We start from the raw sequence: 14412 nt of genomic DNA, 5'->3' as shown, positions 1-14412 counted from the left end.
TCCGCTCACTCGCCGTCGCGGCGGCCGCCAACGCGCGGCTCGCCAGCCGCACCAACTGCCCTACCACCGCCTGCCGGTTCGCCTCCGACAGCGCTGCCCACACCTGCCCGTCCGGCACCACCAAAATCGTTCTCTGGGGCCGACATCACTGTCGTCGCGCATGACGACCTGTTCCCCTCGTCGCTCAGCCAGCCCCGCAACCGTAAGGCCACAACGACCAACCGCTGCAGACCCTCACGGCCAATTATCGGTGTCCCCTCGCTGCTTTGACTATCCATAAGCGCAGTGAGCCTTTCCCAGTAATGGATCACGACCTTGTGTGATCGTTCAGATGGTGCGGTCGTACTCGAGCTGGAGCAGGACGAGGGCTGCGGCGGCGATCTTCGTGATGCGGCTGATGTCGAGGTTGACTCGGCGCAGGGCCTTGAAGGTGGTTTTGAGCAGGGAGTTGGCGCGCTCGCAGACGCCGTGGATGCCGCGGATGACTTGTTGTAGGTCTGCTGGACCTCGGTCAGTTCACCTCCGGCGGGCTTCTTGTGCGGGTGGCGGAAGCCGTTGCCGGCGTTCTCGTAGCCGAGGTCGACCAGGGTCGGCATGTCCAGCTCGGCGGCGATGCGGTTGAGCGCGTCGATCAGGCCGTGGTGGCGGGCGCAGGTGGTGTCGTGTTCCCTGCCCGGGCGAACCGGCGAGACCCAGATCGGCCAGCCGTCCGGGGGTGGAGATGACCTGTACGTTCCCGCCGTGGTTCTTGTGTTTTCCGGACCACCACAGGTCCGCGCCGTTGGGGCCGGGAGCGGCGACGCGGTCGGTGCGGATCACGGTGCCGTCGAGGTTCAGGTGCGTCAATCCGGCCTCTTTCGCGCGCTCCAGGGCGGCCGCCAGGTCTGGCGCCCCGGCGGCCAGGACCGTCAGCCCTTCGTGGAGATAGCGGTAGGCGGTAGACGTCGACATGCCGTTGTCGCAGGCGAGTTGGGAGAAACGGGTACCGTCGACGAACCAGCGCAGGATCAGCACCGCCTGCCGGAAGCAGCCCAGCGCACGCCGCCCCTTGCGAGTCCTGGCCGCGATGCGGTGGTCGCGCAGCAGCTGGGCCAGATGCTCGGCGGTGGACCGCTTCACATAGAGCATGGCGGTGTATGTGACACTGGTCGACACGTGAGGCCCCTCGGTCAGAACAATCTGTCGCAAGATCATTCTTACCAGGGGCCTTACGCCTGCCCGGACTTCGGGCTCGCGGGGGCGCAGCACCCAGTATCGCAATCACAGCGAGCGACGACCCGTTACCGGGAAAGACTCAGTGTGCTTGGACGATGGAGACCACGCTGGACGAGATCAAGACCCATCTTGGAGGGCACCACCTCGTCCTGCACTCGCAGCACCCCCGCGGGGTGGAGCAAGAGATCTTCGCGTTCCTGCTGGTCCACCACGCCCTGCGGGACCTGATGCACCAGGCCGCCCGGCAAGCGAACCATGATCCGGACCGGATTTCTTCACCCGCACCCTGCGCATCCTCCGCCATCACGTCACCGACCAGGGTTCAAGTTGGCGTTCGGCAGGTCTCCGCCCGCCCCTTTCCCTGCACGGTGAGCGGAGAGCCAAGAACCTCTTTCAGCCGACGCCCGCCGTCACGCGAGCCGTACGGGGAAGGATTTTCTCTTCCGATTCCCTTCGCCGACGACCTCGCCGCGACCGGTGGCCCGCGAGCAGAATTCCAGCCGCCCAGAAGAAGGGGACAGCACCGAAAGGTGACTCCAATACGACACCCAATAGTGCCACGATGAAAATCGAGAGCACTAGGAGCACGCACAGCGACGTCAGCTCGTCTGGCGGCCCACTGCGCACTGTCTGGACGACGACGACAAGAAGAGCAGCGATCAAGGCGGCGACCACCGTGAGGCCGGCGAAACCGAGCCGGGCGAGCACCGTCAGCAGAAAGTTGTGGGGTGAGCGCACGCCGTCGGCCTTGTCCTCGCCTCTGCCTCGGAGCGGCAGATCGGCACGGGACAGCGCCATGAAGTTGGTCCCGAAGCCGACCCCGATGGACGCCCGGACGGGGTCGTCCAGGGTGTACGTCATGACTCGGTTCCAGGCAGTGAACCGTGCGCGCTTGGTGCCCACCGCGCCCTCCACGACCTCTCTGGGAGCCGTCGCGCTGCCGCCGTCGGTGGCGAGAAGGCGTTGGCCACCAGGAGTGAGCGGCAGCACCGCCACTAGGGCGAGGATGGCGGCGGCAGCGGCCAGCACCGCGCGAACGTTGAGACGTCCACCCTTTCCCGACCTAAGCAGGACGGCCACGAGCACGCACGCGCAACACGCGAGGATGCCGGCTCTGGAGGGCAGGGCAAAGGCCGGTACGAGGGCGGCAGTCGCTACCGTCGCGTGGACCCAGACCCTCCCACGCCTCATTCGAACGATCGACATGCCAGCCAGCACACCGAGCACGGCCACGTCGAAATCGGTTCTGATCCCCATCATCCTAGCGTTGACACTTACCTGAGGCATCGTCGCGGCAAATTCCGGTGCAAACGTGGCCACCGCTAGCCACCCGAAGTGCAGGAGCAGTCCGCCGTGCAGCAACTGAACCGTTCTCTCTCTGCCGTGATCGCTCGCCCTTTGATAGGCGCTCGCAGAAAAATAGGTGATCGCAGCATAGGCGAAAGGTGCTGCATCACGAGCCGCCAGCCGTACATCAGCTTGCACGGCAAGCAGGTGGAGCGCTGTCATCAGAAGCAGCAGCCCGACCAGGATTCCCGGCCCACGGGTACGCCCTGTCCGCTTAGGGGAATCCGACCTTGAACAGGCGACACGCAGAAAAGCCGCACACATCAGGACATCACTGATGTAGAGCGGCCCCACGGGCACGTATGAAATCCAACGGCTCCCCGTGAGCAGAACGGCGACCACCGCGACCCCGGCGATCATTTGACGGTCCACGGCGGGATTTTGGGGGCACCCACGAGATTCAGACGGACGGTGACTCATTTCCGCACATCCGGCCATCACACTTTTCGGGTACGGCACGCATACTCCCGTCTTCACGAACAAGTCGACTCATCAGCTGCCTTTTCTACAGCCCCCGCGATGCAGCGGTTGGTGACGCGCGCTGCCGCCTCATAGGTCCTGCCGATACGGGTGGTCCAGGCCCTCTCCGTGAAGTGGTTCGCGTATACGTGACGGCAGTGGGCACGCAGCTCCGGGAACGTGGCGACGGCCTCAGCGAGGAGCCGGTCGAGGGGCTTGTCCCACTGTGCGACGAAGCCAGTGCCGCTGTCGCGCACTGCCTCAGCGACCGCAGATCCCTCGAAGGCGATCACCGGCAGTCCCGCCGCCAGGCCTTCGATGTACACCAGCGGCACAGCTCCCTCGTACCAGCGGCTGGGAAAGACCAAACCGCGCCAGGAAGGCATCCGCCTGCGTAGATCATCGCGATCGAGGTGGCCGAGGAAACGGACCGACGAGGGCGCTGCGGCCCTACAAGCAGCGAGCAGCTCGCCATCGCCCGCGACGTCCAGCGGCTGGCCCTCCGGCCACTGGCGCAGAAGTTCCAGCACGCCCTTCTCGGCCCTGAGACGAGCAGCCACCAGCCAGCGTCCGTTTGGGGCGGGCGCCACCTCATGCCCCAGTGCGCGGACGAAGTTGGGCACAAGAGCGAGACGTTCCTGCGGCACGCCAGCTCGGACATAGGTACGGCGGCTGAGGGCAGACAGCACGATGAGCTGGTCTGCTCGTGCGAGCAGCGGGTCGGCCGCCGCGCCGTGTCGTCCCGCCCACGACAACGGAAACGTCGCCACGCGCGAGGCCCGATAGCAGCCATGCCGCACGCCTGCCCACCGCTCGCCGTCAAGGCAGAGGGTGCACTCGGCGCCCGCACGATAGAGCGTCGCCGCAGCACACAGGGGTCGGAAGTTGTGCAGCGTCGCCACGAGGGGCCCCTGCCACTCCCGCACCCAAGAACGTCCGAAGTTGGGAAACAGGTTGTGGACGTGCACGACGTCGGGGGCGTACACCCGCAGCCGGGCGAGGGGGTTGTGTCCCCGACCGGACGCCACGCGCGCCGCGGCCCGCAGCGGGTAGAAGGGATCCCGGGCCAGTTCGTCGGTGTGAGCAGCGAACAGCTTCACGTCGTGGCCCGCCGCGCGCAACGCGCGCACCTGGTCGCGTACGGCCACGTTCTCGCCGCTGGGCTGTCCGGACGCGTAAAAGCTGTGGACTACTGCGATCTTCATGACAGGGCGCCTTTGGTCGTCGTCAGACGGGGAGGACGAAGGGCGATCCGCGCCAGATAGGCGGGGTTGTTGCGGAGACGGCGGCGCCACAGGCGACGCGGCTCCTTCGCCAAGCGGTAGGCCCACTCCAGGCCGCGCTGCTGCAGCCAGCCGAGCGCCTGGGGCTTGAGGCCGGCATGGAAGTCGAAGGCGGCGCCGAGGCCGAACAGTGCCGAATCCTCAAGCCGGTTGCGGTGTTCGGCCATCCATCGTTCCTGTTTCGGTGTCGACAGCCCCACCCAGACCAGATCGGCACCGGAAGCGTTGGTGGTGGCGACGACTGCGTCCGATTCCGGCGCGGGGATCCAGCCCGTCAGACGCTCGCCGAGTAGCTTCTCCCAGCCATGGCCGTCCTCGGACATGGCTGGGTAGGCGTCCTCCTCCCGCAACGGGAGCACATCGGCGTTCGCCTGCTTGTACGCGGCGTACAAGCATGCGGACGAAGAATAGAAGTAGCGCCCGACGTCAGCCTCCTTGACCGCGAGCAGCATGTACGTGCTGGAGAGCATGCAGGCGGCCTAGCTGTTCTCGTCCGCCGCGAGGTGGTAGACCTCGCCGACGCGGCCGTCCAGGATCTCGGCGCAGGTGTCCCGCAGTAAGGCGTCGCTCACCACGTTTTCCGCGCTGTCGCGGACCTGGTGCCACTCGTGGAGCGGCTTCCGGTCGACGGCCCGCACGCCGCGTCCTTCGGCTAGCAGAACCCGGGTCAGATGTCCGCCGATGAACCCTCCGGCCCCCGTCACCACCGCATCGATGTCAGCCACTGCTTGCTCCTCGGCGTTCACTGATCACTTCGGTCAAGAGACACATTTGCTCAACCAGCGTATGTTCACGACACATTGGGTGACATGCTCCAATGAGCCCACCCACTTGGCGCAGTTGGGCAGAATGCGGGCACATGGACCTGCCGCACGGCCGTCCCTCCCCCTCGGCGCTCCGTCAAGGCCGCGCGACTGTGCGGTCAGCACCTACTGCGCGCCCCGTACGCGGTCGCGGCCGCAGACCCTGCCGCGCACGGCTGGACTAGGGCCGCCGCCGAGGCGCTGACCATGGCGAACGACGCCTGCCGCACTGCCCGCACGGCGCATCGCCCGACATCACCCAGAAAAAAGCGACCGGGGGTTCGCGGACAACGGCTGGCTCGGCCGAAATGGCAACAGGCAAGGGAAAGGAGCAGAGCCACAGAACCGGACAGTTCGCATCGGGAGCGCTGCCCATGACGGCCAAGCGAGTGACCCCTGCAAACTTTTCCTGCACTTTTCCTGCCGCTGGGTCTAGTCTCGTTGACCGTGCCGCGTGCAGCATTGCAATTTTCCGTTGCCGCCAAAAAGATTGGATCTCCACCATGACGAGTTCAGGCTGGAATGGCTACGTAACCCGGTTCGTCGACGAGAAAAGCGTGAAAGAATACGATCGTCTCTACGACAGCGGCAGTCACGACGACTACATCTGGTCTCTTGAGCGGCCCGTCCTCGTAGAGACGCTGCGAAGAGAACGCGAAAGACAGGGCCGTCTCCGCCTGCTCGACTTCGCCTGCGGGACCGGCCGCATTCTCCATGCAGTGGAAGAGGTCGCGGACGAGCTGACGGGCCTCGACATCTCTGCCCAGATGACCCAACACGCGGCGGTTGCCAGCCCGAAATCCACCATCAGGACCGGTGACGTACTGACCGATGACCTGTTGAGCGGCCCCTATGAGGCCGTTACCATCTTTCGCTTCTTCTTGAACGCGCCCGAAGATTTGAGACTCCCCATTCTCCGTAAGATCAGACAGCACATGGAGCCGGGCGCCCTGCTCGTGCTCAACAATCACGGTCACTGTCCCAGCCTGCGGTCACTCGTGGTACGCGTACCCAAGCCCAGGCAGCAGCGTCCCAACGAGCTGCGGCATCGAGAAATCGTCGATCTGTTGCATACGTCCGGCTTTCGCACCGCGCGTCGGCACGGCTTCTCCATGTTTCCGTCAGTTCTCCACCGCCATCTTCCCGAGACGGCCCTGCGGAGAGCGGATACCCTCGCCGGTTCACCACTCCTCCAGAGGCTCACAAGGAGGCTGATGATCGAGCAGCTGTACTTTGCCAGAGCCGTGGGGTGACAGAGGTGGGTGAAGAGCATGTCTCTTGGCACAGCGGCTTGTTCCGCGCCGGACCGCTGGGACGGCGCATCGGTCTGAGGACCACGGGAGGACGCGACGCCGCGGCAGCGGCCCGCGTCATCGACCGACCCTCACGGCCCATCGGCCGTGTGGCCGCCCTGCTCGACAGGCTCGTGGTGCGCATGAGCATCGGCCCCAGAGTCCCGAACCCTCTGGCTGGCATGGAGCCGCCTGTCCGAACGCTGCTGAACGACGCGGACGGTGTAGCTTTCATCCACTCTTCCATGCCCGGACGATGCGTCGCCGCGCTTTCTAAGGGAGGAAGTCCGCGCTACGTACTGAAGATGGGGAAGGTCGACGACCACCCGCTCCGCAATGAAGCCGAATTTCTCAGTAAGATCCCCGGGATGCGGCTACCCTTCAATGTTCCGGAACTGCTCTACGCGGACCTAGTGGGAGATCACTTCGTAGTGGTGACCCTTGCCTGGAACCATTCGCGCCTGGCGGGGCCGCTGTCACGGAGTGAGTTGCTGAACATTACCGAAGCCCTTGGGGCGGCGAATACCGGCGGCGATTCCATCACGCACGGAGACTTGGCACCCTGGAACGTCCTAAGGACTCCCCAGGGGATCGGCCTTGTCGACTGGGAGGCCGCGACATTCGCGGATCAGCCCTTGCGCGACCTTGTTCACTACCTTGTGCAAGCAGGCGCGCATCTTCGGTGGACGGACGTGACGGCGGTCGTACGGGAACTGGCGCACCCCCATGGGATGGTCACCGAGCTTGCTCACCGCCTCGGGTGCCGTCCGTCGCAGGTGGACGAGACGCTCCACGCGTATTTCACCGAATCTCCGCCGGTGCACATTCCACGTGTGCGCCGCTTTCGTGACAGCGTTTCCGCTGCGGTGGGAATCCCCCCACCTTCAGGCTTCAGGGCGGCCCGGGTACATGGCTGATCGCCGCAGGGTTTCTCCCCACTCGTCCTCACATCTCGGGACTCATCCATGTCGGGATCGCGACTTCCGCCCGGTGCGTAGGCCGGGGACCGGTCCGCGCGAAGCGGCACATGAGCGCAGTACCAGGCCCGCTTGGCGCCCGCTTGCTCCGCGTCCGTGCCTGTCCGTAGATAGTCGAGCAGCGCGGTCATGACCCGGCGGCGTCCGAATGCGTAGACAGCTGGTTCGACGAACCAGCGGCAGAAGCTGGGGTCCGGGTCGTAGACGGCTGCGGCCATCAACGGAGCGAAGAACTCTTCGGGCAGACGGGTGCGTTCGAGCAGTGGCTTGCGTGCCGCATGGGCCAGATGCCGCGCGCGGCTGGCCTCTGGCACGCCGGCCGTGTTCCCGAGGTTCAGCAGCCGCGCCACCTCGGTGGCGCATGACAGGAACGAGCGTACATCTGCCTCGTTGTGCTCTTCTTCGGCCATGTCGGCATTCTGGACCGGCTCAGACAGAGAAGGTACGGGGCGAGGGTTGCTTCTCCCCGAGTGAAACGATCACGTTGTGGCTGGTGTGATCACGGCGTCGGTGCCGTCCTAATCCGGTGATAGCGACAGCCACAGGGGGTAGCTCCCAACGGGCTGTTCGAGCACTGTCCGATGGCCGTGGTGGCGGTCACGTGGGCGCCGGACTGACGCCTTGAGCCGTCCGGGCACTTGATTCCTCTATCCAGAGCGGCGGTGTCCGGCTCCCTCGCGATCGCCACCATCGTCAACACCACCTGCTTGATCACTCGTTGGTGTTGGTGGTGCGAGCCCGCCCCACGGTGACCTCTCGATATACCCGAGCCGCTTGAGCTCCAACGCAGACCGGGGCACGTGGGGTGAGCTGGTGCCACGAACAGCTACTGAGGTGGCGGACCGGCCCTCGCGTCGAGTCCTGGGATTAGGTCGCTGCGTGGTTCCTCATGAGCTCGTACAAACGCACAGGAGTACCGGGAGGGGTCTTGATCTACTGCGGCATCGACTGGGCGGAGAAGACACACGACGTTGCCCTCATCGACGACACCGGCCAGCTCGTCGCCAAGCGCCACATCACCGACGACGCCAACGGCTACAAGATCCTGCTGGAGCTGCTCGCCGAGTACGGCGACAGCGCCGAGGATCCGATCCCAGTCGCGATCGAGACCTCCCGCGGCCTGCTCGTCGCCGTGCTGCGGACCGGCAAGCGGCAGGTGTTCGCGATCAACCCGATGGCCGCCGCCCGCTACCGCGACCGGCATTCTGTCTCCCGGAAGAAGTCCGACCCCGGAGACGCCCTTGTCCTGGCCAACATCCTTCGCACCGACATGCACGCACACCGGCCCCTGCCGCAGGACAGCGACCTGGCCCGGGCCGTCGCCGTTCTCGCCCGCGCACAACAAGATGCCACTTGGAACCGGCAGCAGACTGCCAACCAGCTTCGATCGCTGCTGCGCGAGTACTACCCCTCCGCCATGGCGGCGGCCGATGGCTGGAAGAACGGTCTGTGTCGGCCCGAGGTCCGCGAACTCCTCCGGGCCGCGCCGACACCGACCCGCGCAGCCCAACTCACCCGCACTCAACTCCAGGCCGCACTCAAGCGGGCCGGCCGCCAGCGCGGAATCGAGGCAGAAGCAGAACGCCTTCGTGACGTCTTCCGGGTGGAATGGGCTCACCAGCCGCCCTTGGTCGAGGACGCGCTCGGCAAGCAGATGCTCGCCCTCCTTGTCCAGCTGGAGGCCGCCTGCTCTGCTGCTGACCAGCTCGCCGAGGCGGTGGAAGAGGCTTTCCCTCAGCACCCGGACGCTGAGACCATCCTCAGCTTCCCCGGCCTCGGCCTCCAGCTCGGCGCCAGGGTGCTCGCCGAGATCGGCGACGACCGCAACCGGTTCGCCGACGCCCGCGGCCTGAAGGCATACGCCGGCTCCTCGCCCGTCACGAGAGCCTCCGGCAAGAAGTCCAGCATCACCCGACGCTGGGTCAAGAACGACCGTCTCAACCACGCCGGCTACCTCTGGGCCTTCTCAGCGATCACAGCCTCACCCGGCGCCAAGACCCACTACCGACGCCGCCGGGACCAGGGAGACTGGCACGCAGCCGCCCAGCGGAACCTCTTCAACCGCATGATCGGACAGCTCTACCACTGCCTCCAGCACGGCCGCCGCTTCGATGAGGCCGTAGCCTTCCCACTTGCGTCTGCCGTGGTGGTGGCCGCCTAGCCTCGAAGTTTCGTGACGGTCCGCCGACGGAGTCGGTGGACCGTTTTCGTGCCGTCGGCTGAGGCTGTGCATACCCAGGACCCGAGTGTCGTCTCGGGGTGGCGCCGGGTTCCACTGCTCCGGGTGTTGAGCTGCTGTCGTAGGGACGGGAATCCGTTGGTCAGCCGGGGTTCGGCAGGAGTGCGAGCCGTTCGAGGGCTGTGGTGATGTGGCTGGTCCAGGGCCAGTGCCGGGCCAGGCGGAGGATTCGCCGACGGCCGGTGGTCACGAGCTGTCCGGCCGCGGTGAACAGGCGGAGCCGCAGTCGGCGGGGCTCCCAGCACCTGGCCTTGCCCGTCAGTGCGAGCATCGGCATCCAGGCCAGCAGGTCCAGTGCGATCTGCACGATCTCCAGCCAGATCCGGTTCTGGGCCGTGCGGTGCAGAGGGAGATTGCGCAGGCCGGTGGCCCGGGCGGCGCGGATGCGGTCCTCGGCCCGGGCCCGCAGCCGGTGACGGAGCTCGAGCTCGGCGATCGGCCGGCCCGAGGTGTTGGTGGCGAAACAGGTCAGCCGCATGCCGTCCGCATCCGTGAGCCGCAACTGAGCACCGGGGTGCGGTCGTTCCTTCCTGACGATCAGCCGCATGCCCTCCGGCCAGCCGTCCAGAACGTTGCTGGTGAGTTCAGCGACCCAGGCGCCGTCACGGATCCCGCCCTCGGCCTCGACGGCCGCCGTCCAGGCCGATGCCGGAACCTTCAGCACATGCTGGTGGATCGCCTCGGTGATCACCATGCCGACCGAGTAGGACAGCCACCGTCCCCGCTGAGCGAGCCAGGCGACGAAGTCGTGGGTGCCGCCCGCGGAGTCGGTGCGGATCAACGTCCGGCGCCCGCGCCGGTACTTCTTCGGCAGCTGGGCCAAGGCCAGTCGGGCGGCGGTGATGTGGTCGGCGGCCGTGTTCGATCCCGCGTTGCCCGGCCTGAGCAGGGCCGCCACGGGCTCACCGGTGCCGCCCGGTCCGTGGTCGACGAACCCCATCAGCGGGTGGTGGCCATAGGTTCGCTTCCACGTGGGCGCGGCGTCCTCCTTGTCCGAGTGCGCGATCACCAGCACCCCGTCGAGGTCGACGGTCACCGTCCCGCCCGCATCAGGCGCTTCCCGGTCGGCCAACCGCCAGACATGTCGGCGGACTTCAGCCCGCGCGGCACGGATGGCCCGCAGGGCCTTCTCCCCGGAGGCTGCAAGGGTGTCTATGAGGCGGGAGACCGTCGGGTCGGAGGCCACCGGCCCGAACACGGCCGGCTCGGCCCGCAGCATGGCGACATCCGCGAGGCAGTCGCCGCCCAGCGCGACCGCCAGGGCCACGTCCAGCAGGATCTTGCCCGGGTCGTGCACCGCCCGAGTCTTCCGCCACGGCGTCAGCGCCGCTGATATCGCGGTGTCCAGGCCGGCCTTGCGGACGGTCTCGACCAGCAGCACGCCCCCAGCCTGCGAGACCACCGCCCGGCCGCCGCCCTCGATGCGGACACGCGGGTACGACCCGATACGCTTCTTCACCTGGAGAGTGCTTCTTTCCCTGCAGCCAACAGGACCCTAGACAAGTCCCATCGTTGCAGGTCAGGAGCACTCTCCGCTTATTTGATCAAGCCTCGGACACTCCACCTCGTGAAAGCGCGAGGCTAGTGATCTGGTTCGGAGATCCTGTCGCAGTAGCGGCAGATGCGGTCGAGGATCTGGTCGGCGGTCTTGGTCCATTTGAAGGGCCTGGCATCGTCGTTCCAGACCTTGATCCACTCTTCGAGTGCGGTCTTGAGGTCGTCGAGTGAGCAGAACACCCCGCGTGTGAGGCAGCGTCGTTCCAGCTCGGCGAACCACCGTTCGACCTGGTTGATCCAGGACGAGTAGGTCGGGGTGAAGTGGAGCTGGAAGCGGGGGTGCGCGAGCAGCCACTTGTGCACCACCGGCGCCTTGTGGGCGGAGAGGTTGTCGCAGATGACGTGGACCGCCAGGCTCTTGTCGGTCTGGCGGTCGATCTCGTCGAGGAAGTCGCGGAAGTCGACGGCCCGGTGTTGGGCGGACAGTTTCGTGATCACCTTGCCCGTGGCGGTGTTCAGTGCGGCGAACAGGTCGACGGTCCCGTGCCGGACGTAGTCGAAACTCCGCCGCTCGGGCACTCCCGGAATCATCGGCAGGACCGGTGCGGTCCGGCCAAGAGCCTGGATCTGTGGTTTCTCGTCCATCGCGAAGACGACGGCATTGGCCGGCGGGGCCAGGTAAAGGCCGACGACATCGCGGATCTTGTCGATCAGGAACGGGTCGGGTGAGATCTTGAAGGTCTCAGTCCGCCACGGCTGCAGGCCGAAGGCGTGCCAGATCCGCAGCACGCTCGCCGGCGAGATCCCCACGACCTTGGCCAGCTCCCGCTTCGACCAGTGCGTCCCGCCCTGTGGCGTCTGCTCCAGGGTGCGGACCACGACCTCTTCCACCTGGGCATCGGTGATGGTCCGCGGCACCCCGGGCCGCGGCTCGTCGGCGAGTCCGTCCAGTCGCCGGGCAAGGAACCGTGTGCGCCAGCGGCGCACGGTATCTCTGCCGACACCGAGTGGCGCGGCGACCACGGTGTTGTTCCAGCCGTTCGCGCACGCCAGCACGATGCGTGCGCGAACGGCCAGTCCCTGGGCGGTCGAGCGGCGCTTGGCCCAGCTCTCCAGCGTCAGCCGCTCGGCCTCCGACAACACGACAGGTTCCAGCCGGGTATCGCCCATCCACGCAGCACAGCGCGAGCGCGCTACCCGCCGCAGCAGAACGCCGCAAACTGAAAGAGGGGACGCCTCACGTGGCGACCCACGACCTCAAAACCAGATCACTAGCCCGCCTGCGGCGTCGGCGGCCGCACCCACGGAGCGAAGCGCTGACCAGGGGCTACGTCGTCGCGCCAGTACCTCAGAACGGTCTCCTGCACGACCTCGGTTCGCTCCGCCGCGATGAGACACGAGACTGGCTCCAGCCCGCCCGCGTCCGCCTCGAAGGCGACAAGGACAGGCGGTTCTTCACCGATCTGGCGGGTGACTCTCGCGAGCTCCTCGCTCGTCGGCGCGCGGAACACCGGATCGAGAAACTTCGCCGGGCAGCTGACAAGAGTCGGATCGCCGAAGACCAGCTCCAAGCCGTGGTAGTAGGTGAGATCATGCCCGGCCGCCAGCCGCAGCTCAGCAGCGTCCCAAGCGATGACATCCCAGTCCCACCAGGACCCCTCAGGGAGTTGGATGCCCACGCGCCGTCGTTCCGCGTCCACCCTCAGCTCCCCTCATCCGTTCGAACAGATCGACAGGCTACACACGGACTCAGCGCTGCGAACTTGACTTCTTACACGCCTGAGGTGTCTGGATAGGCCCGTTCACCGGGCTGAGCTCGCGGTGCTTCGCCAAGTTGGTAGCCGCGGTGCGACGCGAGCAGGCTGCGGATCAGCAACGCGGCCGCCCCTGGAGTCTGTCGCTGGAGGACCGTGTCCTGCTGGTCACGGCATACTGGCGCACGAACTTGACGATGCGCCAGCTTGCCCCGCTGTTCGGGGTTTCCAAGTCGACCGCAGACCGGATCATCGACCACATCGGTCCGATGATTGCGTTCCGTCAGCGGAAGCACTTCCGCAAGGACACCGTGCTCATTGTCGACGGCACCCTGGTGCCCACCCGCGACCACACGGTGGCCGAGCAGTCCAAGAACTATCGCTATTCCACGGCGCATCAGGTGGTCATCGATGCCGACAGCCGCCTGGTTGTCGTAGTCGGCCGACCCCTGCCCGGCAACCGCCACGACTCCCGCGGCTGGGAGGAGTCCGGAGCCAAAGCCGCCGTTGGCAACACGATGACCATCGCCGACGGCGGCTACCAGGGCACCGGACTCGTCATCCCGCATCGCCGCCGCAAGGGCGAAGAACTCCCGGCCTGGAAAGAGAAGCACAATCGCTCCCACAAACAAGTCCGAGCCCGCGTCGAGCACACCTTCGCCCGCATGAAGGGCTGGAAGATCCTGCGCGACTGCCGCCTGAGAGGCGATGGAGTCCATCACGCCATGCTCGGCATCGCCCGTCTGCACAACCTCACCCTCGTCGGATAGTCGAACAGGCGGCACGGCAGCGGACCTTGCCCGACGTCAAGATCATTACGGGACAGTCCTTAAAGGGCTTGCAGATTATTAACACGTCGTCTTGATCTTGTTGATGGATGTGCCGGCTTGATCGTGGACCCGGGCTTGGAGGGCTGGGAGGGCGGCGGGTGGGGTCGTCGCGGGCGGGATGACGATGCCGTGCGACTTGAGTAACCGTCTGTTCTTCAAGAGCGTGCGATGCATGGCGGTGCGGCTGCTGGCGAACAGAACGGCGAGGGGTTCCGCGGCCAGGGCGACTCGCAGATGGAGCACGGTGGCCAGGACCTGTTCGGGGAAGGAGAGCCGGGGCGGGCGGCCGCGTCGGGTATCGCCGTCGGGGGCCAAGGCCTCGGTGAGGTCGTCCAGTTGTTGCCGGGACATCCCGGTCAGCGCGGGATCCGACAGCAGGGCCTGGTTCCACTCCGTCTCGGGTGCGTCCGGGGTTCGTGCTGCAGAGATGGCGGGGCGGGGCTGGGGGTGAAGGGCATAGTTCCAGTCGCCGTGGAAGGCATGTCGGGTCAGTGGCAGGGCAGCCATTTCCGCATCACCAATGCGGACGCCGGTCGGGTAGGCGTTGGTGTCGAGTGCGGCTTCCACCCGTAGTCCGGTGCGGGTGGTGGTCGCCGCGATGGTCTGCAGGATGACTTCGTGGCTGGTCAACGGGCGCCCGCGCCAGTTCATGGTGATGTGGGAGAAGAGCCGGTGCTCGATTTTGTTCCACTTCGATGTGCCCGGCCAATGCCGTT

At 66.3% G+C, this 14412-nt stretch carries 11 protein-coding genes and 3 pseudogenes; 4 read left to right on the top strand and 10 right to left on the bottom strand.

The genetic code is table 11. From position 1 onward, the window contains the following. Positions 1–327 precede the first annotated feature (327 nt). The 5 genes and pseudogenes from ACY0PA_RS23300 to ACY0PA_RS23280 form a co-directional block, all read right to left on the bottom strand. A pseudogene (locus ACY0PA_RS23300) lies at positions 328–1128 on the bottom strand (HARBI1 family protein). A 480-nt stretch (positions 1129–1608) separates the two neighbouring features. After that, a complete protein-coding gene (locus tag ACY0PA_RS23295) occupies positions 1609–2934 on the bottom strand; it encodes an O-antigen ligase family protein (protein WP_473079646.1) in 1326 nt (441 codons plus the stop codon). Between the two features lie 101 nt (positions 2935–3035). Next, positions 3036–4169 carry a glycosyltransferase family 4 protein gene (locus ACY0PA_RS23290; protein WP_473079645.1) on the bottom strand — a complete coding sequence of 378 codons (1134 nt, stop codon included), beginning with the start codon at positions 4167–4169 and terminating at the stop codon, positions 3036–3038. 53 nt (positions 4170–4222) lie between these two features. Beyond that, entirely contained in the window at positions 4223–4774 is a 552-nt protein-coding gene (locus ACY0PA_RS23285; RefSeq protein WP_473079644.1) for a WecB/TagA/CpsF family glycosyltransferase, read from the bottom strand. A gap of 9 nt (positions 4775–4783) precedes the next feature. Then, positions 4784–5029, bottom strand: a complete 246-nt coding sequence (locus tag ACY0PA_RS23280) for an NAD-dependent epimerase/dehydratase family protein (RefSeq protein WP_473079643.1) — start codon at positions 5027–5029, stop codon at positions 4784–4786. Between the two features lie 581 nt (positions 5030–5610). Between ACY0PA_RS23280 and ACY0PA_RS23275 the strand changes: the two genes are divergently transcribed. Next, positions 5611–6360, top strand: a complete 750-nt coding sequence (locus tag ACY0PA_RS23275; protein WP_473079642.1) for a class I SAM-dependent DNA methyltransferase — start codon at positions 5611–5613, stop codon at positions 6358–6360. Between the two features lie 182 nt (positions 6361–6542). Continuing rightward, positions 6543–7046: pseudogene (locus ACY0PA_RS23270) on the top strand (phosphotransferase); the annotation flags it as partial. Positions 7047–7147: 101 nt separating this feature from the next. On the opposite strand, the gene ACY0PA_RS23265 reads toward ACY0PA_RS23270, so the two are convergent. Continuing rightward, a complete protein-coding gene (locus tag ACY0PA_RS23265) occupies positions 7148–7786 on the bottom strand; it encodes a hypothetical protein (protein WP_473079641.1) in 639 nt (212 codons plus the stop codon). A 479-nt stretch (positions 7787–8265) separates the two neighbouring features. On the opposite strand from ACY0PA_RS23265, the gene ACY0PA_RS23260 reads away from it, so the two are divergent. Further along, positions 8266–9537, top strand: a complete 1272-nt coding sequence (locus ACY0PA_RS23260; RefSeq protein WP_473079640.1) for an IS110 family RNA-guided transposase — start codon at positions 8266–8268, stop codon at positions 9535–9537. Positions 9538–9697: 160 nt separating this feature from the next. Here the strand turns inward: ACY0PA_RS23260 and ACY0PA_RS23255 are convergent, their stop codons facing one another. The 3 genes from ACY0PA_RS23255 to ACY0PA_RS23245 form a co-directional block, all read right to left on the bottom strand. Beyond that, positions 9698–11074, bottom strand: coding sequence for an IS1380 family transposase (locus tag ACY0PA_RS23255; RefSeq protein ID WP_473079639.1), 1377 nt, complete (start codon positions 11072–11074; stop codon positions 9698–9700). Positions 11075–11196: 122 nt separating this feature from the next. Further along, positions 11197–12282: an IS630 family transposase gene (locus tag ACY0PA_RS23250; protein WP_473079638.1), complete on the bottom strand. Its 1086-nt coding sequence runs from the start codon at positions 12280–12282 to the stop codon at positions 11197–11199. Between the two features lie 101 nt (positions 12283–12383). Then, entirely contained in the window at positions 12384–12812 is a 429-nt protein-coding gene (locus ACY0PA_RS23245; protein ID WP_473079637.1) for a hypothetical protein, read from the bottom strand. Between the two features lie 92 nt (positions 12813–12904). Here ACY0PA_RS23245 and ACY0PA_RS23240 point away from each other — a divergent pair, with 92 nt between their 5' ends. Further along, positions 12905–13636 carry a transposase gene (locus tag ACY0PA_RS23240; protein WP_473086400.1) on the top strand — a complete coding sequence of 244 codons (732 nt, stop codon included), beginning with the start codon at positions 12905–12907 and terminating at the stop codon, positions 13634–13636. 78 nt (positions 13637–13714) lie between these two features. On the opposite strand, the pseudogene ACY0PA_RS23235 reads toward ACY0PA_RS23240, so the two are convergent. Continuing rightward, a pseudogene (locus ACY0PA_RS23235) lies at positions 13715–14401 on the bottom strand (ISAzo13-like element transposase-related protein); the annotation flags it as partial. Positions 14402–14412 lie beyond the last annotated feature (11 nt).

It is taken from the genome of Streptomyces sp. DS1-CR2 (assembly GCF_055760475.1).
This window is presented reverse-complemented; position numbering and strand designations above follow the sequence as displayed.

Excerpts from the sequence above, each read along its gene's own strand:
- ACY0PA_RS23275 (WP_473079642.1), top strand. The coding sequence starts at position 5,611 with ATGACGAGTTCAGGCTGGAATGGCTACGTAACCCGGTTCGTCGACGAG.
- ACY0PA_RS23260 (WP_473079640.1), top strand. The coding sequence starts at position 8,266 with ATGAGCTCGTACAAACGCACAGGAGTACCGGGAGGGGTCTTGATCTAC.
- ACY0PA_RS23285 (WP_473079644.1), bottom strand. The coding sequence starts at position 4,774 with ATGCTCTCCAGCACGTACATGCTGCTCGCGGTCAAGGAGGCTGACGTC.
- ACY0PA_RS23250 (WP_473079638.1), bottom strand. The coding sequence starts at position 12,282 with ATGGGCGATACCCGGCTGGAACCTGTCGTGTTGTCGGAGGCCGAGCGG.
- ACY0PA_RS23265 (WP_473079641.1), bottom strand. The coding sequence starts at position 7,786 with ATGGCCGAAGAAGAGCACAACGAGGCAGATGTACGCTCGTTCCTGTCA.